Origin of the sequence: Pseudomonas neuropathica (genome assembly GCF_015461835.1) — a bacterium.
GTDB classification, from domain to species: Bacteria; Pseudomonadota; Gammaproteobacteria; order Pseudomonadales; family Pseudomonadaceae; genus Aquipseudomonas; species Aquipseudomonas neuropathica.
The window spans coordinates 120,542-146,428 of sequence record NZ_JACOPX010000007.1; the positions used below are offsets into that span (position 1 = coordinate 120,542).

19 protein-coding genes are annotated in these 25,887 nt (G+C 58.6%); 7 read left to right on the forward strand and 12 right to left on the reverse strand.

What is annotated here, in order from left to right; translation table 11 throughout:
- Window positions 1-225 precede the first annotated feature (225 nt).
- Together H8F23_RS11760 and H8F23_RS11765 are read left to right on the forward strand one after the other, a co-directional pair.
- Complete coding sequence (locus H8F23_RS11760) at window positions 226-4,989, forward strand: RHS repeat-associated core domain-containing protein (RefSeq protein ID WP_194934485.1); 4,764 nt, start codon at window positions 226-228, stop codon at window positions 4,987-4,989.
- The gene (locus tag H8F23_RS11765) at window positions 4,989-5,351 is read left to right on the forward strand and encodes a hypothetical protein (protein WP_194934486.1); all 363 of its coding nucleotides are present in this window, start codon (window positions 4,989-4,991) and stop codon (window positions 5,349-5,351) included. Before H8F23_RS11760 ends, H8F23_RS11765 begins: the two co-directional genes overlap by 1 nt.
- A gap of 49 nt (window positions 5,352-5,400) precedes the next feature.
- Here H8F23_RS11765 and H8F23_RS11770 read toward each other — a convergent pair whose 3' ends face one another.
- Together H8F23_RS11770 and H8F23_RS11775 are read right to left on the reverse strand one after the other, a co-directional pair.
- Window positions 5,401-7,182 (reverse strand): bifunctional diguanylate cyclase/phosphodiesterase, encoded by a 1,782-nt coding sequence (locus tag H8F23_RS11770; protein WP_194934487.1) that lies wholly within the window; start codon window positions 7,180-7,182, stop codon window positions 5,401-5,403.
- Between the two features lie 134 nt (window positions 7,183-7,316).
- Window positions 7,317-9,401, reverse strand: coding sequence for a carboxy terminal-processing peptidase (locus H8F23_RS11775; protein WP_175559678.1), 2,085 nt, complete (start codon window positions 9,399-9,401; stop codon window positions 7,317-7,319).
- 138 nt (window positions 9,402-9,539) lie between these two features.
- Here H8F23_RS11775 and H8F23_RS11780 point away from each other — a divergent pair, with 138 nt between their 5' ends.
- Window positions 9,540-10,502, forward strand: a complete 963-nt coding sequence (locus H8F23_RS11780; RefSeq protein WP_194934488.1) for a zinc-binding dehydrogenase — start codon at window positions 9,540-9,542, stop codon at window positions 10,500-10,502.
- A gap of 114 nt (window positions 10,503-10,616) precedes the next feature.
- Here H8F23_RS11780 and H8F23_RS11785 read toward each other — a convergent pair whose 3' ends face one another.
- The 6 genes from H8F23_RS11785 to H8F23_RS11810 all read right to left on the reverse strand — a co-directional run bounded on the left by H8F23_RS11785 (window position 10,617) and on the right by H8F23_RS11810 (window position 15,970).
- Complete coding sequence (locus H8F23_RS11785; protein WP_194934489.1) at window positions 10,617-11,270, reverse strand: HAD family hydrolase; 654 nt, start codon at window positions 11,268-11,270, stop codon at window positions 10,617-10,619.
- Window positions 11,271-11,304: 34 nt separating this feature from the next.
- Window positions 11,305-12,294, reverse strand: a complete 990-nt coding sequence (locus tag H8F23_RS11790; protein ID WP_099758418.1) for an ABC transporter ATP-binding protein — start codon at window positions 12,292-12,294, stop codon at window positions 11,305-11,307.
- Window positions 12,291-13,091: an ABC transporter permease gene (locus tag H8F23_RS11795; protein WP_194934490.1), complete on the reverse strand. Its 801-nt coding sequence runs from the start codon at window positions 13,089-13,091 to the stop codon at window positions 12,291-12,293. Before H8F23_RS11795 ends, H8F23_RS11790 begins: the two co-directional genes overlap by 4 nt.
- Window positions 13,078-13,914: an ABC transporter permease gene (locus H8F23_RS11800; protein ID WP_194934491.1), complete on the reverse strand. Its 837-nt coding sequence runs from the start codon at window positions 13,912-13,914 to the stop codon at window positions 13,078-13,080. The genes H8F23_RS11795 and H8F23_RS11800 overlap by 14 nt, the downstream gene beginning before the upstream one ends.
- Window positions 13,915-13,919: 5 nt before the next feature.
- Entirely contained in the window at window positions 13,920-14,726 is an 807-nt protein-coding gene (locus H8F23_RS11805; RefSeq protein WP_194934492.1) for an alkaline phosphatase family protein, read from the reverse strand.
- Window positions 14,727-14,902: 176 nt separating this feature from the next.
- Window positions 14,903-15,970, reverse strand: coding sequence for an ABC transporter substrate-binding protein (locus H8F23_RS11810; protein ID WP_093441622.1), 1,068 nt, complete (start codon window positions 15,968-15,970; stop codon window positions 14,903-14,905).
- A 351-nt stretch (window positions 15,971-16,321) separates the two neighbouring features.
- On the opposite strand from H8F23_RS11810, the gene H8F23_RS11815 reads away from it, so the two are divergent.
- Entirely contained in the window at window positions 16,322-17,035 is a 714-nt protein-coding gene (locus H8F23_RS11815; protein WP_064121017.1) for a UTRA domain-containing protein, read from the forward strand.
- 608 nt (window positions 17,036-17,643) lie between these two features.
- Here the strand turns inward: H8F23_RS11815 and H8F23_RS11820 are convergent.
- On the reverse strand, window positions 17,644-18,978 hold the full coding sequence (locus H8F23_RS11820) for an amidohydrolase (RefSeq protein WP_194934493.1): 1,335 nt from the start codon (window positions 18,976-18,978) through the stop codon (window positions 17,644-17,646).
- Window positions 18,979-19,283: 305 nt separating this feature from the next.
- On the opposite strand from H8F23_RS11820, the gene H8F23_RS11825 reads away from it, so the two are divergent.
- From H8F23_RS11825 to H8F23_RS29135, 3 genes are all read left to right on the forward strand, one after another.
- The gene (locus tag H8F23_RS11825; RefSeq protein WP_194934494.1) at window positions 19,284-21,233 is read left to right on the forward strand and encodes an S-type pyocin domain-containing protein; all 1,950 of its coding nucleotides are present in this window, start codon (window positions 19,284-19,286) and stop codon (window positions 21,231-21,233) included.
- The gene (locus H8F23_RS11830) at window positions 21,233-21,484 is read left to right on the forward strand and encodes a bacteriocin immunity protein (protein WP_249384290.1); all 252 of its coding nucleotides are present in this window, start codon (window positions 21,233-21,235) and stop codon (window positions 21,482-21,484) included. The genes H8F23_RS11825 and H8F23_RS11830 overlap by 1 nt, the downstream gene beginning before the upstream one ends.
- A gap of 65 nt (window positions 21,485-21,549) precedes the next feature.
- Entirely contained in the window at window positions 21,550-21,693 is a 144-nt protein-coding gene (locus tag H8F23_RS29135; protein ID WP_324187884.1) for a bacteriocin immunity protein, read from the forward strand.
- Between the two features lie 138 nt (window positions 21,694-21,831).
- On the opposite strand, the gene H8F23_RS11840 is transcribed toward H8F23_RS29135, so the two are convergent.
- The 3 genes from H8F23_RS11840 to H8F23_RS11850 all read right to left on the reverse strand — a co-directional run bounded on the left by H8F23_RS11840 (window position 21,832) and on the right by H8F23_RS11850 (window position 25,736).
- Window positions 21,832-23,988, reverse strand: a complete 2,157-nt coding sequence (locus H8F23_RS11840; protein ID WP_194934495.1) for a mechanosensitive ion channel family protein — start codon at window positions 23,986-23,988, stop codon at window positions 21,832-21,834.
- Window positions 23,989-24,065: 77 nt separating this feature from the next.
- A complete protein-coding gene (locus H8F23_RS11845; RefSeq protein ID WP_163004785.1) occupies window positions 24,066-24,242 on the reverse strand; it encodes a hypothetical protein in 177 nt (58 codons plus the stop codon).
- A 204-nt stretch (window positions 24,243-24,446) separates the two neighbouring features.
- Window positions 24,447-25,736: a M18 family aminopeptidase gene (locus H8F23_RS11850; RefSeq protein ID WP_007919200.1), complete on the reverse strand. Its 1,290-nt coding sequence runs from the start codon at window positions 25,734-25,736 to the stop codon at window positions 24,447-24,449.
- Between the last annotated feature and the right edge of the window lie 151 nt (window positions 25,737-25,887).

Genomic DNA, 25,887 nt, shown 5'->3' on the forward strand with positions numbered 1-25,887 from the left:
GCTCAAGTAAACGCGGCGTGAGGTTTTCCTCACGCCGCGCTTGCGTTTTTGCACGCTTGTTTATCTATGAGCGATTTTTTACAGACAAGTCCTACAGTCATCGCCTACTTGCCTGACTTCTTTCCTGATTGATCCCCCGCACAGTTCCCGCGCCTAATTTTTGCGCGAGGGAACGCTCATGTTTGATCCGCTTATTCAGTCCACTTCGCACATCCGCGTGCGCTGATGGAAGCCGTCACCCGCATCGAGCAAGCACTCGACAGCTTTCCCGCCACCCTCAGCCTTTACCGCGAACAGCTCAAGCATTGGGCCAGTCGCGCGGCGGACGAGGTCAGCCACGCGGCGGATCTGCCGTCACTGGTGGGCATGGAGCGGATCATTCGCTTCGGCTCCGATAGCACTGTCGTCAGCAGCACCGACAACGCGTTTTTCTCCGGCGTCGTCCAGTGCCCGAAGAGTGGCCCGATGCTGATCGAGAGCAAATTCGAGTCGGTCTACGACATTCCGCTCGGCAACATCGTGGTCGATGTGATCGCCATGGACGGTGGCGCAACCACCCCCATCACCCTTGATGCGCAAGGCAAGGGCTCATTCAAAGGAATACCTGGCAAGTTCTACCGGGTGCAGGTGCACAGCGCTGTCACTTCGGGTCAGGTCGAGGACCTTTTCAAAGCTTATGACGGCCTGACCGCTGAGCTGGATGGCTGGCTGCGCAGTGAATGGCAGGGGTTCAAGCCGCAGTGGTCGCAGTCGGTGGCGACGGCGGCAGGCAACGGCATGCTGGCCGGGAGTTGGGCGGCGATCGAGGGGGTGTGGGACAGCATCAGCCTGCTCTCGGACATTCTCCAGGATCCCGGCCAGTTTGCTGAGCGCTTGGGCAGTGGTGCGGCGGATCTGATCGAGCTGGCGAAAACCGCGCCCGAGGTCATGGAGAAGCTGCAACTGCTGGTCAGTGACGAGGCGGCGCTGTGTCTATTGCTGCGCACTGCCAGCCTTTGGCTGGAGATGCTGCCACCCAGTGAAATCGCCGGCAAAACTGCTGAAGCGGCGTCGATGATGATGGTGCAGTTGCTCATCGATGTGCTGATCAGCGTCGTCTTGACGTTCGTCAGTGGTGGCGCAGGCATCGCTTATCTGACGCTGCGTCTGGCGGATCGCGCCGTGCAATTGCTGTCGGCGGTGAAGCGTTTGGTGAAGGCGATGTTCGGCATCGTCGAAGGGTTCGTCAAATACGTCGATCAATACAAAAGCGTTGCCGTCCGAGGCATCGCCGCCGGGGTGAAAAAGGGCCCGATGCAATTGCGCTGGAATGCGCAGCGCAACACCTTGTTGAAGAAAGACGAGCATCACGACGACTCGCCGGATCAGGCGAAAAACCCTAACGGCGACAGCGCTGATTGCGTGCCCTTCACCTGCACCAACGGTTGTCCGGTGTCGATGGTCACCGGTGAGGAACTGCTGACCTTGAGCGATGCGGTGCTCGATGGCGTGTTGCCGTTTGAGTTCACGCGGTTGTACCGCTCCAGTGCCGCCGAAATCGATGTTGGGTTGGGGTTTGGCTGGAGCCATTCGCTGGCGCATCGGCTGGCGTTTGAAGGCGACTTTGTGGTCTGGGTCGATCACGAAAACCGGCGTACCCGTTTTCCGTTGCCCAGTGCTGCACGACCGGCTATTCACAACAGCCTGTCGCGGGCGGCGATTTTTCTCGGTGATGAACCGGAAGAACTGATCCTCGCGCTGGCCGGGGACACGGCGCGGTTCTATCACTTTCGCGCGGGACGGCTGACAGCGATCAGCGATGCCTATGGCAATCGTCTGACGGTGCAGCGCGATCGGTCTGACCGGGTGCAGCGCCTGGACAATGGCGCCGGGCGTTCGCTGCTGTTGCGCTATGACCGGGCGCAGTTGCTGGGTGTTGATTATCAGGTGTTTCGCGACGGTGCCTGGGGCACCGAACAGGCGCTGGTCAGTTACCGCTACGACGCCTATCAGCACCTGATCGAAGCGAGCAACGCCGTCGGTGACAGCGAGCGCTACGACTACGACGACGCTCACGTGATTCTGCAGCGGCAACTGGCCGGCGGCGCGAGCTTCTTCTGGGAGTGGGAGCGTTCGGGGAAAGCCGCTCGGTGTGTCAGGCACTGGGCATCGTTTTCGCAGATGGACACGCGTTACGTCTGGAATGACGACGGCAGCGTCGCAGTGCATTACGTCGACGGCACCGAAGAAACGTACGTCCACGACGAGCGTGCGCGGCTGGTGCGTAAAGTCTCGGCGGATGGCGGCGAACAGCTCAAGGCTTATGACGCCTCGGGGCGGCTGATCGCCGAGCAGGATGCCTTGGGCGCGGTCACCGAATACCGCTACGACGAGGTCGGACGACTGATCGCGCTGATTCCACCGGATGAAGCGCCCACGTCCTACGAGTATCGCAACGGTTTCCTTTTTCGGCGTTCGCGCGGTGACGCCGTGTGGATCTACCGGCGCAATGCCGAGGGCGATGTCACCGAAGCGGTCGACCCCGATGGTCAGGTCACCCATTACTACTACGACACCCGTGGCCAGTTGCTGTCGATCCGTTATCCGGACAGCAGCCGCCATCGCTTGGTCTGGAACAGCCTCGGCCAGTTGACCGAAGAAACCTTGCCCGACGGCGGCGTGCGGCGTTTTTCCTACGACGCGCTGGGGCGGCGGACTACCACCGCCGACGAACACGCTGCAGTCACCCGTCAGCATTGGGACGCCGTTGGCCGACTGATTCAGACGACATTTCCTGGCGGCAGCACCCGCGCCTACAGCTACGGCGCCTACGGTCAGGTCACCGCCGAGCGCGATGAGCTTGGGCGCATCACCCGCTACGAATACGACGACGATCTGCATCTGGTCTCGCGGCGGATCAACCCCGACGGCACGCGGGTGCAGTACCGCTATGACCATGCGCAACTGCTGCTCACCGAGATTGAAAACGAATCAGGGGAAAAGTATCGGCTGGACTACACGCCGACCGGGCTGATTCGTCAGGAAGTCGGTTTTGACGGTCGCCGCACCGCATACGCCTATGACCTTAACGGGCATCTGCTGGAAAAGACCGAGTTTGGTGATGACGGCTCTTGTTTGCTCACCGCTTATGAGCGCGATGCAGCCGGGCGCCTGCTGGTCAAAACCCTGCCGGACGGGATCAAGGTCAGTTATCAGTACGACCGACTCGGTCGTTTGATTGGGGTTGACGACGGCCAGCAACACCCGCTGGCCTTCGAGTACGACCGCCAGGACCGCTTGATCACCGAGCATCAGGGCTGGGGCACCCTGCGCTACCGCTATGACGCCTGCGGTCAGCTCAAGCGCATGCGTCTGCCGGACAACAGTGTGCTCGACTACCACCACGCCAAGGGCGGCGCGCTGACCGGCATCGACCTCAATGGCGCGGAGCTGAGCCGCCACGTCTACCACTCCGGTCGCGAACGGCAACGCCAGCAAGGCCTGCTGCTCAGCGAATACTCCTACGACGATCAGGGACGCTTACTCGCCCACGCCGTAGGCCATCAGCGCGATGCGTTGTACCGCCGCGATTATGCCTACAGCGCCAATGGCAATCTCGCGCACATTGCCGACAGCCGCCACGGCCAGCGCACCTACGGCTACGACGCCCTCGACCGCCTCATCCGCGTACGTCACTCACGCGACGAACTGCCGGAAAGCTTCGCCCACGACCCGGCCGGCAACCTGCTGATGCAGGACCGCCCCGGCCCCAGCCAGATCCAAGGCAACCGCCTGCTGATGCAGGGCGACCGTCATTACGACTACGACGCCTTCGGCAACCTGATCCGCGAACGCCGAGGCCGCGCGCAGACCCTGGTCACCGAATACCGCTACGACTGCCAGCACCGCCTGATCGGCCTGACCCGCCCCGACGGCCAGACTGCGTCTTACAAGTACGACGCCTTCGGTCGACGCATCAGCAAAACCGTCAATGGCGAAACCACCGAATTCTTCTGGCAGGGCGATCACCTCGTCGCCGAAAGCAGCGAAAGCGAATACCGCAGTTACGTCTACGAACCCGGCACCTTCCGCCCGCTCGCGCTGCTCGACGGCAAAGGCCCGAAAAAGGCCTGCCCGTTCTACTACCAACTCGACCACCTCGGCACCCCGCAAGAACTCACCGACTACAGCGGCGACATCGTCTGGTCCGCGCAATACGACGCCTACGGCAAAGTCGCCGCACTGACCCTGGCCGGCGAAGACTACCTGAACCAGCCGCTGCGCTTTCAGGGGCAGTACTTCGATGCGGAGAGTGGGCTGCATTACAACCGGCATCGGTATTACGACCCCCGGCTGGGGCGGTGCCTGACGCCGGATCCGATCAAGTTAGCCGGTGGGTTGAATCAGTACCAGTACGTGCCGAATCCGACGGGGTGGGTGGATCCGTTAGGGTTGAGCTCTAACTGCCCGCCGCCGAATAAGCCTGGGTGTGAGGTGCCGGGTGGGATTGGTGGGGCTAAGGTTAATGAGGGTGAACCAGCGCTGCCGAAGATGACGGCGCAGGAGCGGAGGGCGAGGATAGATGAACTGGCGGAGGCAAACGCTTATCGGCGTTTGGGTGAGATGGAGATGTCAACACAAGGCGCTCACTTTTTAGAGAAGCACGGAGCTCAAACAACTCTACGATCTCAATTTGAACGAATTATGACAGGGAAAAATCCGACAACTGGGATAGTAGAGACTTATTACGGTGGACCAAACCATGGAGCACCTAAAATTCCTAGCGCGGCCACTCATTTTCTCAGCCATAGAGACCAGCTAAATGCTATCTACAGAGCCAAGCTGATACTCCGGCGGACCGATCTTCAAACGTCGAGAAGGCCGATGGATATGGGAAAGATCATTGGCGAAGGTTATACGAGAGACGGGATTTATGGGCAGCAAAAGAAAGCCGTAGTTATTCTCAGAGCAAATGGCGACACCGTAACTTCGTACGCGGATTTTGATTGATGAAAAAAATATATGAGATTGTGGATATAAAAAATTTACTGTTTGTTTTTGATATTGAAAATACTCACGACATAGATCGAGAGCGATTGATAGCTGAAAAAAACGTCAATGATTCGCAGCAGTTGACGGAGCTGTTCGATACTTTGTTAAAGCCTGAGTTTTATGAGTACACAGATACAGAGCAAGAATCCCTCATCGGAACAGTCCATCATTTTTTGATGACGAATGACAATTTTGACCTCGTATTCAATCGTATGACGACTTATTTCGGTCAAGAAGTTGCCGATAGGCCATGTTTTATGGGGGTTTTGTTAAGGTGTTTGACAAAATATCGAAATGAAAAAAAAGATTCCGGACAATGAAATTCCAGTCTCGCTTTGTGTGCTATTAGGGGGGGCACCTCGCGTGGTCTTAACTAACTAGTTGCGTCGTCCGGGGTGTGGGCGCTAAATCGTCGAGCACATGCACGCTATACCCCGGAACATTCTTCGCATGATGCTTTGCCTGCGAGGCCATCTCCGCAAGCTGACTGGCATCAAGTTGTGCGCAGGCTTCGGGATGTAGATGCACGACGCCAATGGACAGCGACAACAACGGAAACTCCTGCCGCACCCCTTGGCGATTCGGTGCGATGAAGCAACCCGCCTCAAGGTGTTCGGGCCGGTAGAAACGTCGGCATTGGCTCTGAAAGTCATCAAGCAATTGATTGAGGCGTTTGCGCCAGTCTTCCGGGCCGAGGACCAACAGGAAGTCGTCGCCGCCAATATGGCCAACGAAGTCGCGGCTCGGGTCTACCCGCTCGTTCAGGCATTGCGCCAGGCACAGCAAAACTTCATCACCACGCCCGTAGCCATAGATATCGTTGAAGGGTTTGAAACTGTCGATGTCGACATAGCAGATGACCGACTCGCGCCCCTGCTGCAGCAACCGCGTCAGGCATTGCTGAATCGGCACATTACCCGGCAGCAAGGTCAGCGGGTTGGCATAACGCGCCTGTTGAATCTTCAGTTCGGTGATCAGTTTGAGTACGTCGATCACCCGGCCAAGGCCGAGGTAGCCGCCGTTCAGGGTGATGATGAAATCCTCTTCAATGCGTTGCCGCGCGCGGCTGGTGATCAGTCGGCTGACCTGTTGCAGTGACTGGCTCATTTCCACGGCGAGGAAATCGTCGTTCATCAGGCGGCTGATCGGTTTACGGGCGAACAGGTCGGTGGCGAACGGTTTGAGCAGGGCATCCGACAACGAGTGGCGGTGGACAATGCCGCAAGGTTGGCCTTGTTCGTCGAGTACTGCCAGTGAGTTGAGGTTGGCCTGGCGGCGGAAGGCCTCCAGTACGTTGGCGGTGGGTGTGTCGCGATGCACGGCCGGTTGGTCGTTGAGCAGGGCGCTGAGGTCGCTGCCTTCGTCGTTCAGCGTAACGGCGCTGCTGTCGTGTTTGGGCATCAAGGCGCGGGCATCGCGCGGTGGGTGTTCTTGGGGGCGGCCAAGCAGGTAGCCCTGCACCAGATCGACGCCCATTTCCGTCAGCACCGCGAGTTCTTCCGGCAACTCGATGCCTTCGGCAATGACTTGTGCGCGTGAGGCTTTGGCGATTTGCAGGATCGAGCCGACGAACTCGCGCTTCAACGCATCTTGATGAATGCCATCGATGAAGTGCCGATCGATCTTCACATAATCCGGGCGCAGTTCCGACCATAACCGCAAGCTAGAATAACCGGCCCCGAGATCATCCAGTGCAATGGAAAAACCCATGGCCCGGTAGTGATGCAAGGCGGTTTGCAGTAACTGAAAATCGTCGATCGGTGTTTGCTCGGTCAACTCGATGACGACCTGACTGGGTGGAATGCCGAAATCCTGCAGCAACTGCAACGTGCGCCCCGGTTGGTGCGCAGCTTCGAGTAACGACTCGGGCGAGACGTTGAGAAACAGTTTGCCCGGCAACTGCTGCTCGTTGAAGCGACGGCAAGCGCTTTGGCGGCAGGCGATTTCCAGCTCGCTCAAACGCCCGGCCTGACGGGCCACGGCGAACAGTGCGATCGGCGAGTGAAGAGGGCTGTTGGACGGGCCACGGGTGAGGGCTTCGTAGCCAAGAATACGCCGTTCGGAGAGGCTGATGATCGGCTGGAACAGGCTGTGTAAACCGCTTTGAGTCAGGATCGAGCTCAAGGCACTCAGCTGTTCGGTCGTGGTCATGGCAATCTCTGGCGATAAAAAAAGGACTGGGAGCGTTCTCGATGAAGAGAATGGCTCCCAGTCCTTTATTGCACGACAGAATGATGACTGTTTGATGACGATCCGAGGATCGTCATCACTAAATTGCCATCATCTTACTTCTTGGCCACCTGATTGCTCAGCTTCAGATAATCCAGCAGCACGCGCCCGGTTTCGCTCAGGTAGGCATCGTCTTCCGGTTTGACCTTGTCCGGGTCAGCGGCCGCAAGGGCGTCTTCGTCTTCCTTCTTCAGCTCTTTGAGCGGCTCTTCGCCTTTGGCCTTGCGACGGATGTTTTCCATCGTCAGCTGTTTGGCGTCGATATCGGCGTGCTGGGCACGGCGCTCGGCTTCGTTGAGGCTGACGGTTTTTTCTTCCATCAGTTTCTGCGCCAGAGCCAGCTTGTCACGGATGAACACGAACTCGGCATCCTTGGCGGTGCGCGTGTCATGTTCGGACTTGAGCTGAGCCAGGAACGGCTTGAACGGATCGGCCGCCGGTTTGATCGCTGCGCGGATGGTGTCCCACGGCATGGCTTCCGGCAGAGCGCTCTCGCCGATTTCCTTGGTGTCGATCAGAGACGGGTAGTCGATGTCCGGCAACACGCCCTGATGCTGGGTGCTCTGACCGGAAACCCGGTAGAACTTGGCCAGAGTCAGCTTCAGTTCGCCATGGTTCAGCGGCTGAATGGTCTGCACGGTGCCTTTACCGAAGGTCTGGCCACCGATGATCAGTGCGCGGTGGTAGTCCTGCATGGCGCCGGCGAAGATCTCCGAAGCCGAGGCGGACAAGCGGTTGACCAGCAACGCCATCGGGCCTTTGTAGAACGCGCCCGGGTTTTCATCTTCGAGGACGTCGACACGGCCATCGGCATTACGCACGAGGACGGTCGGACCCTTGTCGATAAACAGACTGGTCAGCTCGGTGGCTTCCTGCAGGGAACCGCCGCCGTTGTTGCGCAGGTCGATGACCACGCCGTCGACTTTGTCTTTCTGCAGTTCGGTCAGCAGTTTCTTGACGTCGCGAGTGGTGCTCTTGTAGTCCGGATCACCAGCGCGGAACGCCTTGAAGTCGAGGTAGAAGGCTGGAATCTCGATCACGCCGAGTTTGTAGTCCTTGCCGTCCTGTTTCAGGTTGAGCACGGACTTCTTCACGGCCTGGTCTTCAAGCTTCACCGCTTCACGGGTGATCGGCACGATCTTGGTGGTCTGGTCGTTCGGCGCATTGCTCGCCGGAATCACTTCCAGACGCACTACCGTGCCTTTCGGGCCACGGATCAGCTTGACCACTTCGTCCAGACGCCAGCCAACCACATCGACCATCTCTTTGTTGCCTTGGGCAACACCAATGATCTTGTCGGCCGGGGCAACCTGTTTGGTCTTGTCAGCCGGGCCTGCCGGAACCAGGCGCACGACTTTGACCTGGTCGTTGTCGCTCTGCAACACGGCACCGATGCCCTCGAGGGACAGGCTCATGTTGATGTCGAAGTTTTCCGCGTTATCCGGCGACAGATAGTTGGTGTGCGGATCGTACGACATGGCGAAGGTGTTGATGTACGCCTGGAAGATGTCTTCCGGACGGGTCTGGTCCAGACGCGCCAACTGGTTCTTGTAGCGCTTGGTCAGGGTTTCCTGGATCTGCTTCGGCTCTTTGCCGGCGATCTTCATCCGCAGCACTTCGTCCTTGACGCGTTTGCGCCACAGATCGTCGAGTTCAGCGGTGGATTTGAGCCAAGGAGCGTCCTTGCGGTCGATCAGCAAGGTTTCCTTGGTAGTGAAGTCCATCTTGTCGACGCCTTTGTTCAGCTCGGCAAGGGCGAAGTCCAGACGCGCCTTGACGCGGTCCAGATAGCGCTTGTAGATGGTGAACCCGGCGTTGAGGTCGCCGCTTTTAAGGAAGTCGTCGAACTGGGTCTTCCACTTGTCGAATTCGGTGATGTCGCTGGCCATGAAGTAGCTGCGCGACGGATCCAGCAGCTTGAGGTAGCTGTCGTAGATGATCACCGAGCGCGCATCGTCGAGCGGCGGCTTGCTGTAGTGGTGACGCTTGAGCAACTCGACGACGTTCAGGCTGGCGATGACTTCATCGCGATCAGGCTGCAACTTGTCCCAGCTGTTGGCTGCGAATGTGGTGCCCGACACCGGCAACAAACCGATACCGATGAAAAGAGCGAGGGCGGTGCTGGGGAGCAAATGCTTCATGCTGATTCGACGCGGGGACAATTGATAACGCATATTAGGCCGTCTTTGAAGTCGCCGGTTCTACGAGAGCCGGTCGCATAATGCAAAAAGCCCGGCGCTACAGCTTCGGGCTCAGTCCAGACTCACTATGGAGGCACTGTGAAGGCATTGCAAGGCGTTGACGGTCAAGTGGCATGGGTTGAAGAGCCGAGTCCTACGTGCGATGTAGGACAAGTCCGCATCCGAGTGGCGGCAGCGGGCCTCAATCGCGCCGATTTATTACAGAAAGCGGGGCTCTATCCGCCGCCACCAGGGGCCAGCCAAGTGCTCGGTCTTGAGTGCTCCGGGATCATCAGCGAGGTCGGCGCGGGGAGTGCGTGGCAGGTCGGTGATCGGGTTTGCGCCTTGTTGGCCGGGGGCGGGATGGCCGAAGAGGTGGTCGTCGACGGGCGGCACGTGCTGCCGGTTCCCGAAGGCGTGTCGCTGGTCGAGGCCGCCGCATTGCCTGAGGTTTATGCAACAGTCTGGCTGAATGTGTTTCAACTTGCGGCGCTCAAACCGGGTGAGAAAGTTCTCCTGCATGCCGGCGCAAGTGGAATCGGTTCAGCCGCCATTCAGTTGTGCAAGGCGTTCGGCAATCCGTGCTGGGTCAGCGTCGGTTCGGCCGAGCGTCTGGCTTACTGCGAAGCACTCGGTGCGCAGGGCGGGGTGGTGCGCACTGATGATCTGGAGAGCCTGCGTGATTTCGGGCCGTTCAATGTGATTCTCGATCCGGTCGGCGGTAATTATTCGGCGCTGAACCTGAAGCTGATGGCGCTCGATGGGCGCTGGGTGTTGATCGGTTTGATGGGCGGCCGTGAGGCCAAACTGGATCTGGCGCAGGTCTTGGCCAAGCGAGTGCAACTGTTGGGCTCGACGTTGCGCAGTCGCGACGATCAGTTCAAGGCGGATCTGTTGAGTGATCTGGGTCAGCAGGTGTGGCCGTTGTTTGCGGAAGGGCGCTTGAGTCCGCAGTTGGCCAAGGCGTTTCCGGTCAAAGACGCTGAGGCGGCGTTTGTGGAGCTGGCGAGCAATACCGTTTCAGGCAAGTTGGTATTGGTGATTGACGAAAGCCTTACCTGACAACGCAAAACCCTGTAGGAGTGAGCCTGCTCGCGATGACGATCTGTCAGTCAGCATTGATGTTGGCTGACAGATCGTCATCGCGAGAAGGCTCACTCCTACATTTGATCTCCGTTATTTCCAGAGATGGACCGGCCAACCGGATTGTTCCGCATGCTCCAGCAGCACTGGGTCCGGATTCACCACGTGTGGGAAATCCACCTTCAGCAACAGCGGCAGATCATTGCGCGAGTCGGAATAGAAACTCGCGCCCTCAAGGTTCTCCTCTTCGGCATCCAGCCATTCCAGCAGGCGTGTGATCTTGCCTTCGCGGTAGGTCAGGGTGCCGACGGTATGGCCGCTGTAAACGCCATGGGCGACTTCCAGTTCGATCCCCAGAATTTCATCGATGCCCAGTCGATCGGCAATCGGTCTGACCAGATGCGTGCCCGACGCCGAGATCACCAGAATGCGGTCGCCGGCCTTGCGGTGGGCGGCGATGGTTTTGGTCGCGTCGCTGAAGATGATCGGTTCGATAAAGTCTTCAACCCATGGCCCGACCAAGTGCTCGACTTCTTCCGGCGTGCGCCCGATGAGCGGTTCAAGGCTGAACTCCATGTAGTCTTCCATGCGCAATTTGCCATGGCTGTAGGCGTCCATCAGTTCGTTGTTCTTGCGCATGAACGACTCGGGATCGACCCAGCCCAGGCGCCCCATCTGCTCGCTCCAGAGGGTGGCGCAGTCGCCGTGGATCAATGTTTCGTCCAGATCAAAAATTGCCAGAGCCATCAGTGCAGTTCTCTCTTCAACGTCAGCAAAGTCATCAGGCTACCTCACACAGGGCCGTTGGATCGATTGAAAGTGCCAGTCGCTGACCGTCGGGATGCAGATCGGCCGCCGAGCGGTTGAGCACATCCACCACCAGTTCGACACCGCGCGCTTCGATGCGGTAGCGGATGACATTGCCGAGCAGGCTGTGGCTGCGGATCTGCGCGTCGAGTTCGCCGTCAAGGCTCAGTTCGATGGCTTCCGGGCGAATGGCGATGCGGTGGTTGATCGGCCGTTGCAACAGCTTTGATGCGTCGTCGGCATCGAGCAGGTTGTAGTTGCCGATGAAGCCGGCGGCGAACACATCGACCGGCGCGGTGTAGAGGGTTTCGGCATCGCCGCTCTGGACGATTTTTCCCTGATTCATCAGGAAAATCCGGTCAGACATGGTCAGCGCTTCTTCCTGATCGTGGGTAACGAAAATCGTCGTCAGGCCGAGTTCGCGTTGAATCTGCCGGATTTGTTCACGCAAGTGTTTACGAATTCGTGCATCAAGGGCCGACAGCGGCTCATCCAGCAGCAGCAAGCGCGGACGCGTCACCAGCGAACGGGCGAGGGCCACACGCTGACATTGGCCGCCGGACAACTGATGCGGATAGCGACTGGCGAAGTCGTTCAGTTCAACCAGTTTCAACACTTCCGAAACGCGTTTATGGCTGTCGTCGGCGTTGACTTTCTGCATGCGCAAACCGAAGGCAACGTTCTGCTCGACGGTCATGTTGGGGAACAGCGCATAGCTCTGGAACACCATGCCGATCCCGCGTTTCTGCGGACTCAACGGCACGATATCGACGCCATCGAGCAGAATCTTGCCGCCATCGACCGGCGTCAGGCCGGCGATGCAACGCAGCAGGGTGGACTTGCCGCAACCGGACGGGCCGAGCAGGGTGACGAACTCGCCCTTGTTGATCTCGCAATTGATGTCGCTGAACACGGTCGTGCCAGCGTAGTTTTTCTGCAGGTGTTGGACGCTGACATAGCTCATTCGCTTTTGTCCTTGTTCAAGATGTTGGCGATCCAGGTCAGGACCAGCACGAAAAAGAAATACGAGATAACCAGGGCACTGGTGAAGTGGCCGCTGCTGTTACGCATGTTGTTCAGGTACACCTGCAGGGTTTCGTAGCGCGTGCCGACCAGAATGTTGGCAAACACGAACTCACCGAACAGGAACGAGAACGACAGCAGCAACGCGACCATCAGGCCTTTGCGCAGGTTCGGCAACACCACCAGAAACGCCGCCTGAAAGGTGCTCGCGCCGAGCAGTTGTGCGGCGTCCATCAGGTCGCGCAGGTTGATCGCTTGCAGGTTGTTGGTGATTGCCCGGTACATGAACGGCAGTGCCACGGTGAAGTAGCAGCCAATCAGGATCCACGGTGTACCGACCATGGCCATCGGCCCGGAACCGTAAAGTTGCAACAGTCCCACCGACGACACCACCGGCGGCACCGCGAAGGGCAGCAGGATGAGGATGTTCATCAGCGCATCGAGTTTCGGAAAGTGGTAATGCACCACGAACAGCAGCGGCAAAATCAGCACCACCGACAGCACCAGCGCGCCAACGCAGACCAGCAACGACTGGCCAAATGCGTGCAGGAAACGCGGATCGCTCCACAACTGGAGGTACCACTTGAAGGTAAAACCGCTGGGCAGAATGGTCGCCGACCAACTGCTGGCGATTGAGTAAACCAGCGTGCCCGCCAGCGGCAGCAAGAGGATGGCAAACAGCAGGTAGACCACGACGCGGTGGTAGAGGCCGGCCGGACCGGATTCAGCGCGAGACATGGTAGCTCCTCTTCAACAGCAGTTGATGCACGACGGTGACGATGGTCATCAGCGCCACCAACACCACGGCCAGGGCGCTGGCCAGATTCGGATCAAGGGAAATGTCACCGGAGACCATCGCCGCAATCCGGATCGGCAGCACGTTGAAGTTGCCGGTGGTCAACGCATACACCGTGGCGTAGGCACCGAGGGCGTTGGCCAGCAGAATCACGAATGTACCGAGCAGTGCCGGGGTCAGCACTGGCAAACCGATGTGCCGCCAGAACTGCCAGCCGTTGGCGCCAAGCAGCGCGGCGGACTCGCGCCAGTCTTCACGCAAGGCGTCGAAGGCTGGGTAGAGCAGCAGCACGCCGAGGGGAATCTGGAAGTAGGTATAGAGAATGATCAGGCCGGTTTTCGAGTACAGGTTGAAGTCCTGAATGATCCCCGACTGCTTCAACATGATGGTGATGCTGCCGTTGAAACCGAGCAGGATGATGAACGCGAACGCCAAAGGCACACCGGCGAAGTTGCTGGTCATGTTGGCGAAGGCATTCACGAAGTTGCGCAGTTTCGAATCGACCTGGCGCAGGGAGTAGGCACCGAGAACGGCGATGACGATGCCGAACACGCTCGACCAGAAACTGATTTCGAGGCTGTACTGGATCGCCTGCAAATAGAACTTCGAGCTGAAGATCTTGCTGAAGTTGGCCAAACCCCAGCCGAACTCTTCCGATTGCAAGCTGTTGATCATCACCCAGACCAGCGGGGCGATTTCAAAGACGATAAAGAACAGCGCGAAGGGCACCAGGCACAGCGCCGCCAGCCATTTGCCGCGAGTCATCGAGTTCACTTGAGCAACCCCCGGCACACAGGTTTGTCGTGGGGCACGCCGAGCAGTTCGCAGACGGTGCCGCAGATTTCGGTCTGCTTGGGTGCGGCGCCAGCGTCGAGGCTGAACGCGTCACCGAGGACAAACAGCGGCACCTGGCGTTCTTCCGGCAACAGGCCGTTGTGCGAGCGATCGTTGTTCATGCCGTGATCGGCGGTCACCAATACCTGATAGCCCGCGTCGAGCCAGCTCTGCAAGTAGTCGGCGAGGATGATGTCGGCCGAGCGGGCGCTGTTGCGGTATTGCGAGCTGTCGAGGCCGTGCTTGTGCCCGGCGTCGTCGATGTTCATCGGGTGGATCAACAGGAAGTTCGGAGCGTGGCGCAGGCGCAGGTTTTCGGCGTCGGCGAACAGGTGCGAATCCGGGTAGTGATCGCTCCAGTAGAAATGCCCGTGCTGGATCGGCAGCGACAGATTGTCGGTGTGGCGGTCGCGGGCGGCGACGAAGGGCGAGCGGTTGTACAACTCGCTGACCCAGTGATACGCCGCCGCAGCGGTTTTCAGACCGGCGTCGCGCGCGTAGTGGTAAATGCTGCGCTGGTTGGACAAGCGCGAGACGTTGTTGTGGACGATGCCGCTGTCGATCGGCGGCACGCCGGTGAGGATGCATTCATAAAGCGGTCGGGACAGGGCCGGCAGTTCGCACTCCAACTGATAGAGCGCGGCGCGTCCTGCGCCAACATAAGCCTGCAGATGCCCCATGGCGTGACGTGCGACCTCGTAGTTGAGGCCGTCGAGCACGACAAGGATGACGTTGTGCTTCATAGGGGCAAAAACTCCGCGAAATTCAAATATTACGAATTCAACTCAATCCCTTGTGGGAGCGAGCTTGCTCGCGAAGGCGTCATGTCAGCCAACATCAATGTTGAATGAATAACCGCTTTCGCGAGCAAGCTCGCTCCCACAGAGATCTTTGTCGGATCAAACAGTGGGTCAAGCCATCACTTCATCTCGACGATGACTTCTTCGTTCCACGCCTGTGGCAGGGCTTTGGAGGTCTTTTCCCACGCATCGGCGTCTTTGATCGGGGTGACCTTTTTGTACTGCTCGTTCGGCAGCAGTTTGGCCTTCACGTCTTCCGGCAGTTGCAGGTGCTCGGCGCGGATCGGGCGGGCGTTGCCACGAGCGAGGTTGGTCTGGCCGGCGTCGCTGAAGATGTATTCGCGGGTCAGCTTGGCGGCGTTCGGGTTTTTCGCGTATTTGTTGATGATGGTGGTGTAGCCGGAAATCACCGAACCGTCGGACGGGATCAGCACTACGTAATCATCCGGGTTGGCCATCTTGGCTTTGTAGCTCAGGCCGTTGAAGTCCCAGACCACGCCGACTTCGATCTCGCCTTTTTCCATGGTGGCGATGGTCGGGTTGGCCATCGACAGGCGACCCTGTTTGGCGATGTCGGCGAACAGCAGCAGCGCAGGCTTGATGTTTTTCTCGTCGCCACCGTTGGCCAGTGCCGCAGCGAGAACGCCGTTGGCGGCTTGGGCGGCGGTGCTCACGTCACCGATCGAAACTTTGTATTTGCCGCCCTTGAGGTCAGCCCACTTGGTCGGTACTTCGGAGCCGTGCAGCAGCTTTTTGTTGACGATGAAGGCGATGGTGCCGGTGTAGGCCAGCGCCCAGTTGCCATCCTTGTCCTTGGCCCAGTCCGGAACTTGATCCCAGGTGCTTGGCTTGTACGGTTGCACCACGCCTTGCTTGACCGCGATCGGACCGAAGGCGGCACCGACGTCGCCGATATCGGCAGTGGCGTTGTCTTTTTCGGCGGCGAACTTGGCGATTTCCTGGGCCGAGCTCATGTCGGTGTCGATGTGTTTCAGGCCGTAGGTCTTGGCCAGGTCTTCCCAGGTGCCTTTCCAGTTGGCCCAGTCATCGGGCATGCCGACGCTGTTGACGGCGCCTTCCGCTTTCGCAGCGGCTTCGAGGGTTTTCAGATCGGTGCCGGCCGCCATGGCGGAGGTGCACATTGCAATGGTCGAGCCTAACAGTGTTGCCAGGAAAAGCTGTTTCATTCCGAAGCTCCTTGGTCGTGTTCAACGCTGCGATTGCGGTGTGTGTTGGTCTAGGTCAGCAATACCTGAGCCAATTTAAGGGGGCTGGATGACACTTTGATGTCGGTGGCCTTGTGTCAGGCCTTTTATTTGCCCGGTATTGGCGGCTGCCAGATAAGCGTAGACCATGCCCAAAGGCCCGGAGAGCAAGGGACTTGGCCGATGTATTGCAAGTCGTGAAGACGACCGTTCGGTAGTTTTGTCATCTCTTGGTCATCTGCACTGCCTAGGCTTGCAACATCAGGAAACGGCTTGATCGCCGTGCAGTTTTGCCCCGAAACAGTGCTGGTCTAGTCCAGATAGGTAACGTTGATGCGCGATGAGGCAACAAAAGCGGTGACAGCGATTGGCCAGGTGTTGCAGGAGCAACTCGATCACGGGTTGCTGGCGGCGGGCAGCAAGTTGCCGGCCGAGCGCAAGCTCAGTGAGTTGTTCGGTACGACGCGGATTACCGTGCGTGAGGCGTTGCTGCAACTGGAGGCGCAGGGGCAAATTTATCGTGAGGAGCGCCGTGGCTGGTTCGTCTCGCCGCCGCGTCTGGCCTATAACCTGATGCAGCGCAGTCACTTTCACGCGATGGTCAGTGCGCAGGGGCGGGTGCCGTCGACCGAGGTGATTTCGGCACGGTTGCAGCCGGCATCGGCGGCGGTGTGTGCGTGGTTGCAGTTGCCGGCGTTGTCGAGCGTGATTCAGATTTGTCGGTCGCGGCGCATTGATGGGCGGTTGGTGTTGTATGTGGAGCACTATTTGAATCCGCAGTTTTTTCCGGGGATTCTTGAGTTTGATTTGAATCAGTCGATCACCGAGTTGTATGCGCGGCATTACGATTTGCACTATGGGCGGGTGCGCTTCGAGATTGTGCCGACGTCACTGTCGGTGGATGCGGCGGCGGCTTTGCGGGTGTCGGTGGGGAGTCCGGGGTTGCGGATTGCTCGGGTCAATTACGATCAGCATGAGCGGTTGATTGATTGTGATCTGGAGTTTTGGCGGCATGATGCGATTCACGTTGGGGTTGATGTGGTTTGATCGTTTTGGCCTTGGCGGCCTGTGGGCCGACCAGGTTCTTGGGTTTTAGGTGTATATCCGTTGCTGCGGTAACGGCTGCTTAGGGTTCCGCCCTTACGGCGGGTCACCTTTTCCAAACGCCGAAAAGGTAACCCAAAAGGCTTGCTCCTACGTGCGGCCCGCTCGCTGGGGCTCGGGGTTCCTTCGCTCCGGGATCGATCCGGGCGCAGCGCCTACGGTTTGCTTCGCTGCACCTCCTCTCGCTGTGTTTGGCTGCGCCAAACGGTCGCTGCGCTCCCACGCCCGGATCAATCCCTCCACTCAGCCTTCCGACGTCGCCCGTGGATCAAGATCAAAAGCGGTACTCGAGCTTGCGCTCATTGTGTTGAGTGGTGAGAAGCAGAGGCGATATAGGTTTACCGGTTGGACTCAATTCCTGTGGGAGCTGGCTTGCCAGCGATGGCGGCCTGACAGCCGACCTGATTTTCGCGGATTACAGGCGATCCAACTGTAGGAGTGAGCCTGCTCGCGATGGCGGCCTGACAGCTGCCCCATTTCTGGCAGGCTGCACATGGTCCAAATGTGGGAGCGAGCCTGCTCGCGAAAGCGCCCCCACAGTCACCTCATCCCTATTTGCCTGCCTCCGCATTGGCATACAAATAATCCGTCGCCAACGAAGCCAATGTCCTCACTCCTACCACCAACGCCGACTCATCGACAAAGAACCCCGGGTTGTGATTCGGCGCTGCCTTGCTCATGTCTTGATCCCGCGGCGTCACGCCGAGAAACACAAACAGCCCCGGCACTTCTTTGGCAAAAAACGAGAAGTCTTCCGCGCCACCCACCAGCGGTGCATTCACCACATCATCCTTGGCCGCCCACTTCAACGTCGGCAGCATTTTTTCCGTCAGTGCCGGGTTGTTGATGGTCGGGTCGTATTTTTCGATGATGGTCACGTCGGCTTTGGCGCCGCCGCTTTCGGCGATTTTTTCCACGGTCTGGCGGACGTCGGCGTGCAGTTTCTGGCGGATGCCGTAGTCGTAGGAGCGGATCGTGCCGGTCATGTCGACGGATTCGGGAATGATGTTGTAGCGCGTCCCGCCGTTGATGGTGCCGATGCTGACCACTGACGGATAAGACGAGATATCGGTGCGGCGGCTGACCACGGTTTGCAGGCCGACGATGGTTTGCGCGCCGACGGTGATCGGGTCGATGCCGTCCCATGGGCGACCGGCGTGGGTCTGTTTGCCGAGGATTCTGATGCGCAGGTCGTCGGAGCTGGCCAGGGTGGCGCCTGGGCGGTAGGCGATCTGGCCGGCGGGGACACCGGCCCAGACGTGCAGGCCGAAGACCGCATCGGGTTTTGGTGATTTCATCACGCCTTCCTCGACCATCATTTTTGCGCCCCAAGTGTTTTTGCCGTCGGGGATGAAGTCGCTTGGGCCTTCTTCGGCGGGCTGGAAGTAGAACACCACGGTGCCGGGCAGGGTGTCGCGCATGCCTGTAAGAATTTTCGCCGTGCTCAGCAGGATTGCGGTGTGGGCGTCGTGGCCGCAGGCATGCATGACGTCGACTTCTTTGTCGAGGTAGGTGCCTTTGGCTTTCGAGGCGAACGGCAGGTCGGCGACTTCCTTGACCGGCAGCGCGTCCATGTCGGCACGCAGGGCTACGGTCGGGCCGGGCAGGGCGCCTTTGAGCACGGCCACTACGCCGGTGCGGGCGACGCCGGTTTTGACGTCCAGGCCCATGGCTTTGAGTTGTTTGGCGACCAGTTCGGCGGTGCGTTTTTCAGTGTTGCCGAGTTCTGGATGAGCGTGGATGTCGCGGCGGGTTTCCAGCAGTTCCGGTTCAAGCTGTTTGGTTTGTGCGGCGATTTGTTCGCGGGTGCTGTCCAGCGTGGCAGCACCGGCGTGACCAGCGAGCAGGGTAATGAAAACGGCCTGGGCAATGCGTGTCAGCTGCATCGGGTTTCTCCTTGTTTATTGTTCTTGGCTTCCCTGTCTGTGACAAACGCACAGCAGGTAAGTGCTCTTGGGTGATTGAAGCGCTGCGCTACCTTCCAAAGTTGCTGAAGAAAAAGAGTAGTAGAGAAACTTCCTACTGCATTGTCAGTTCCGTCCGGCGTGACAGAAAAAACCGCGCACGATAAATATGTACCGCACTGCGCAACATTTATTTCCATAAATTTCTCTAGGTACCGGTCACGTTATTGGCTGTTTGAAGGTGACAGGCCAGCGCGACAAAACTATTGTCCATGGAGGATTTATAAATGCAGCGTAATGGAATAACACTTCCGCTAAGTGTGGTGCGTCCGGATAAACAAGATGAATATTTACATTATTTAGGGGCAGGAGACGGTTCGGGGCCAAACATCAACTTTGCGCCTTTGGGTGAAATACTCGATATGGAAAGCATCTATAAAGATACTTTCAGGAATATTGCCCAGGTCATTGAACATGAACTGGCAGAAGTGCGGGCAGCAGGTGATCAAAGTGCATTGCCTCCTTTGGATGCGCTGGCGCGGGAGATGCGATTCAGGGAGTCGCTGACGACACGAAAATTCAATGCGTTTTTCGTGGCGAGAGACGTTGCCATTCAACGTTTCAGTCATGCCCAAATTGAAACTTTTTTTAACGGTGGCCGGTTACCACAGGTAAATCGGCGAGGCAGCGGTGTCAGCGTTCGGCAGGCCTATAGCGCCTTGTTCAATGCCAAGTTGCTGGTCGAAGGCATCAACTTGTTGAACAGCCAGTCGGCCACGGTCAAAGGCATGATTGCTGTGGTGCAAGCGCAGGAAGCCGAGCGGATCGCCCAGGAGCAGGCGCGGTTGGCGGCGGAACACGCCAGGCAGGTTGCACAGGAACAGGCCCGCGTCGCTCAAGAGCATGCTCGACGGCTGGCGGAAGAACTGGCGCGGCAGGCCGCCGTCAATGAACTCAGGCGACTTGAAGAAGAACAGGCTCGCTTGGCGGCTGAGTCACTGGAGCGCAAGCGTGCCGAGGAACAGACGGCGTTTGAGGCTGAAGCCGAAGCACGCAGGGCCGCTGAGGAGCAGCGTCGGCGGGATGCCATCGAAGAGGCCAATCGCCTGCTTGAGGAGCAGCAACGTAGCCGCGGTCATGGCAGCCTTTTACGCCTTCAGGGCAATGTCAGCCACGCCCAACTGGTATTTGCGACATCCGGCGGTGCGGTTGCGATTGCGGACAATCTGTTGGCGGGGCTAGCTGCCGTCATTCGCTCGGCGGTTGCCGGCCTGTCGGGTCTCGCAGCAGGCACGGCGTCGGGTCTGATGGTGGGTGTGAGTGCGTTCATCTACTCACCGACGCTGGGCAATGGTGAGTTGCCCGAGCGCTTCGTGCTCAGCCATCCGTTGTCGGACCTGCTTCCCGGGCCTTTACCGGATCTGCACAGGCTGGCAAGCGAAAGGGCGTTGCTGGATTTACCCGTACGTTTAAGTTCCCGGCCATTGACAGGCAATCTGGCGGAACTCCTCGTTGTTCCGGTCGGCGGTAAAAGACTTCCTTCCGGCGTACGGGTGATTGCAGCCGGTTATAACCCCGGGGAAAACACCTACGGCACCACGCTTACTGACCTTCCGCCAACAACCGTGGTCTGGACGCCTTCAGTAACGCCGACTGACAGTTCAACGCAGTTGCCCGTCGAAGAATCAGCTCCACCGCGATACTTCGGCGGCAATCTCGTCCCGATTGAAGGACGGATCGATACCTATCCTGTCCCGGGCAACATTCACTTCGACGACTTCATTCTGGTTTTCCCGCCGGAATCGGGACTGCCACCGCAGTACGTCATGTTCCGGGACCGTCGGAATGATCCGGGGGTTGCCAGCGGCTATGGAGAGCCGGTTGGGGGTCGATGGCTGGAGGCGGCTGCGCAAGGTGAGGGGGCGGCGATTCCTTCGCAGATTGCTGATCAGTTGCGAGGCAAGCAGTTCAAGAGTTTCAGGATTTTTAGAGAGACGTTTTGGAAGACTTTGGTTGCTGATACCGAAATAGCGATCTGGTTTGATCCAGGTAGCTTAAAAGAAATGAGCAACGGGCGATCGCCGTTTGTAAAAAGAGATAATCGTGTTGGAAAAAGAGTGAAATTTGAGTTGCATCACAACGTTGCGTTGTCAAATGATGGGGGGTTGTATGATATGGATAATTTGCTCGTGCTGACTCCAAGACAACATGTTGAAGTTCATAAAGGAGGTGTGTAGTGGCTAATTCGATTAGTGATATGTCCGAGAAGGAGTTCTTGGATTTTGTATGGAAAATATATCAGTCCGAATATGCGACTGAGAAACAGCAAATTGCAGCTGTGATGGAGTATGAGAGGCTGAGCGAACATCCTGCGGGGTCTGATTTGCTTTACTACCCGGAGCCAGGAAAAGAAGGCCCGGAGCGTGTGGTCTTGGAAATAAAGAATTGGCGCAAAGCCAATGGAAAATCTGGTTTCAAAGATCAATAAAACTCTATTTCCTAAAGCACGCGTCGAAGTTCATAAAGGCGTTTTAAATGAAATCGATACAGGATATGAGAGAGGAAGACTTTCTTGAGTTTGTCAAGAAAATATATAATTCCGGGTTTGCTACAGAGAAACAGCAAATTACTGCCATTCTTGAGTTCTCCAGGCTAGTTGAACATCCTTCTGGTCACGATTTGATTTACTACCCATAGGAAGGCAAGGATGGGCCTGGAAATGGTGTCTTGGAGGTAAAAAAAATGGCGCTCCGCTAACGGTAAACCCGGTTTCAAAGATCAATAAAAATACCCACCCTATTGGCACTGCCTGCCAATAGGGGGGCACATTCGGGTTCAGTTGTCCTTTTTATACTCCGCACCCGGTGTAATCACCTGCACGCTCATCCGCGGCGTCGCCAGATCCAGTCCTGCCTCATCCAGGTGACGTTTGAGCGACAGGTTGAAGGCTCGGGAAACTTCCCACTGCTTGATCGGCGCCGTCTTGAACCGCGCGCGCAGGATCGCGCTGCCGGACTCGAAACTCTCGACGCCCTGGATCTCCAGCGGCGACCAGATGTTGCGTCGCTGCAACGGATCGGTGCGCATCTTTTGCCCGACTTCGCGCATCAGTTTGATCGCGTCGTCGATTTCCATGTTGTACGGCACCGCCACGCGGAAGATCGCGTAGCCAAATTCCCGCGAGTAGTTCTTGATGCTTTTGATTTCGCTGAACGGGATGGTGTGAACGATGCCGTCGATGTCGCGCAGGCGCACGGTGCGGATGGTCAGGCCTTCAACAGTGCCGAGGTGGCCGCCGACGTCGACGTAGTCATCGATGGCCAGCGAGTCTTCAATGATGATGAACAGGCCGGTGATCAGGTCCGCGACCAGTGACTGCGCGCCGAAACCGATGGCCAGACCGATCACACCGGCACCGGCCAGCAGTGGCGTAACGTTCATGCCCATGTTGGCCAGCGCGACGATCAGCGCAATGATGAAGATCGCCACGAACAGCACGTTGCGGATCAGCGGCATCATCGTTTGCGCGCGGGCATTCGCCAGACCTTTGCGCGAGCGGGTGAGGGCGTGATGCACGGCCGTGTCGGCGAGGATCCAGATCAGCCAGGAGAAAATCAGTGTGCCGATCAGGCTGAACAGTTTGACGCTGACGTCATGCCCCTCACCTTCGGCGAAACCGATCAACGACTGGCCCCAGACGCGCAGGCCGAGTTCGATAAAGACCAGCCAGACCAGCAGATGCGCGAGGGTGTAGAAGAAGCTTTTCAGACGCTCGGAATACAGCGCGTGACGTTTCGGCCCGCGTTGCGGTTTCAAGGAATGACGGCGCACGAGGCCGTTGATCACCATGCACAACACCAGCAGCACGGTGCAGATCAGCGACTGGCGCAGTGCGGTGCTGGTGTCGCCAGCGGAGACGAAGGTGGCGAACAGCGAGATGCCGACCAGCACCAGCGCCGGCACGTACCAGAAGGTGCCGAGGATTTCGATGGTATCGCTGAGGGCGCGGCGGGTCAGGCGTCGTGACAGCGGCTGGTTGCGGATCAGGTGCGCAATCGGTCGGCGGAAACGCAGGATGAACAGGCCGGTCGAGATTGCCGCGAGCACATTGGCGACGGTCGCGGCGGTGTGTGCCAGATGCACGCCCAGACTTTCGACCAGACGCGGATCATTCAGCGCTTCACCGAACGCGGCGAAGCTGCCGATCAGCCACAAGGGCCGGAAGGCCTGATGACGCAGGATGTACAGCGCGCGATGGCGGTGCGGGCCGTCGAGCAGGGAAAACGCGATCACGCAGATCGCCGAGAAACAGGTGCCGACCACCAGCGCATAGGCCAGCACCATCGCCAGGCTTTTACCCAGCGACGACGGCAAGGCGTAGCTCATGTAGACGGTCATCACCAACGCGATCAGCCACGGCCCAAGCTTGCGCAAGGCAAAGCGCAGCATGTCGAGGGCTTTGGGGTGTTGCGGCAGTTCTTCTGTGAGGCCGAAGCGCATGCGCACCCGGTGACCGAGCCAGATCAGTGCGGCGGCGAGCAGGCTCCAGACCATCAGAATCATGGCGAAGCCGAAGATGATCGGCAGCCACTCGTTGGCCGGCAGCATCATCGCGCTCAGTTCGTCCTTGGCCAGGTCGAACTCGTTGCCCCAGCGGTTGAGCGGGCTGTCAGCGCCGGTGAATTGTTTTTCGAAGTTGGCGAGGGTGCCGCCGATCAAGCCGAGCACGCCCTCTTCGGGGCTGGCCTGAGCCTTTTTGGTGGCGTCGCGCAGCTTCTTCAGATCGGTCAGTAACTGTGCGCGTTGCTTGTCGTTTTCCAGCGATTTGATGACTTCGTCAAGGGACTGGCCGAGCGGTTCCTGGGCTTCGGGCTGCGCTTTGTTGGTGTTGAGCAGGCCCGGCAAACCGACCGCGTGGGCGGGCGCCAGCGGCAGCAGTGTCATCAGGCAGACAAGGAACAGACTGGGCAAAGCAAAAAGACGAGCGAACACTAGGCGGTCAACCTCGCAAGGGGCGGATTCGCTGGAGTGTACGAGGCCCACTAAAGCAATGCGAGCCGGGCGCGGATTTATTCGTTGAGTTTGGCGAGGATCTTGTAGACCACAGTGGCGAGGATCGTGAGCATGCCGATCCACATGGCGAACACGCCGGCATTCTTGTCACGGAAGTTGAAGCCGATGGCCAGCAGGATCATTCCGCTCAGAATCGGAATGAGCATGGCGTGGAACGAAGACATCGAGATCATGGAGACTGCCTTGTCGAAATGAATGATGTAAGTCTAGGTCGGTTTTGCTTGAGCTGTTCTGATGTGTATCAGAGTTGAGCCGGTTTCAAAATGAAATTTGTGCTGCCTGAACTGACGCTTTCGCGAGCAGGCTCGCTCCCACATTGGAATGCATTTCAAACTGTGGGAGCGACGGTGTGACGATTCGACCTGCTCGCGAAGCTTTTAGGGCAATTCGCGGCAGGCGTAGAACGCGCTGAGTACTTTGACCAGGTGCGCCAGGTCATGGCTGCCGCACAGTTCGCGGATCGAGTGCATGGCGAAGGTCGGCAGGCCGATGTCAACAGTGCGCACACCGAGGTGGCTGGCGGTGATCGGGCCGATGGTCGAGCCACAGCCCATGTCGCTGCGCACCACAAAGCTCTGTACCGGCACTTCTTCGGCCATGCACAGATGGCGGAAGAACCCGGCGGTTTCGCTGTTGGTGGCGTAGCGCTGGTTGCTGTTGACCTTGATCACCGGGCCGGCGTTGAGTTTCGGGCCGTGGTTGGCGTCGTGCTTTTCTGCGTAGTTGGGGTGCACGCCGTGGGCGTTGTCGGCCGAGACCAGCAGGGATTTCTGGATGGTGCGGACGAACTCGTCACCTTCCGGCAGCAGACGACGCAGGGTCTGTTCGAGCATCGGGCCATCGGCGCCGCAGGCCGAGCAAGAGCCGACTTCTTCGTGGTCGTTGCACACCAGCACGCAGGTTTCGTCGGTTTCGGCGGTCAGCAAGGCTTGCAGGCCGGCGTAGCACGACAGCAGGTTATCGAGGCGCGCGCCGGCAATGAAGTCGCCGTTGAGGCCGATCACTGCAGCGCTTTGCGTGTCGTAGAAACTCAACTCGTAATCGAGCACGACGTCGGCGTTCAAGCCATGTTCGCGGGCCAGTTGATCGGTGAGCACGGCGCGGAAGTCGACGCGCTCGTCACCGGCGAATTGCGCGAGGATCGGTGGCAGTTCGGTCTGCGCGTTGATCGCCCAGCCCTGATTGGCTTCACGGTTGAGGTGAATGGCCAGGTTGGGAATGATCGCGATTGGCGCCTTGAAGTCGATCAACTGGCTTTCGACTTTGCCGTCGCGGCGGAAGGTCACGCGGCCGGCCAGCGACAGGTCGCGGTCGAACCACGGCGCCAGCAGCGCGCCGCCGTAGACTTCGACGCCGAGTTGCCAGAAGCCCTGACGCTGCAGTTCCGGCTGCGGTTTGACCCGCAGGCACGGGCTGTCGGTGTGCGCGCCAACCAGGCGGATACCGCCGTGCAGTGGCGAGGTGCGGCCCATTTTGATCGCGACGATCGAGGAGTCGTTACGGGTGACGTAATAGCGGCCGTTCGGCTCGGTGGTCCATGGCTCGCGCTCGTCGAGGCGCACGAAACCGGCAGCCTCCAGACGCTGCACCAGACTGGCGGTGGCGTGGAACGGGGTAGGGGAGGCCTTGAGAAAGTCGATCAGGCCTTGGTTCAACTCTTCGCGCATAAGAAACTCCAGACAGCAATGGGCGGGAGTTTAACGCATCGGCCGGACAATTGAATCCGAACCGGAGCCCTTGTAGGAGTGAGCCTGCTCGCGATAGCGGTGTGTCAGATCATTATTGATTGACTGACAGAGCGCTATCGCGAGCAGGCTC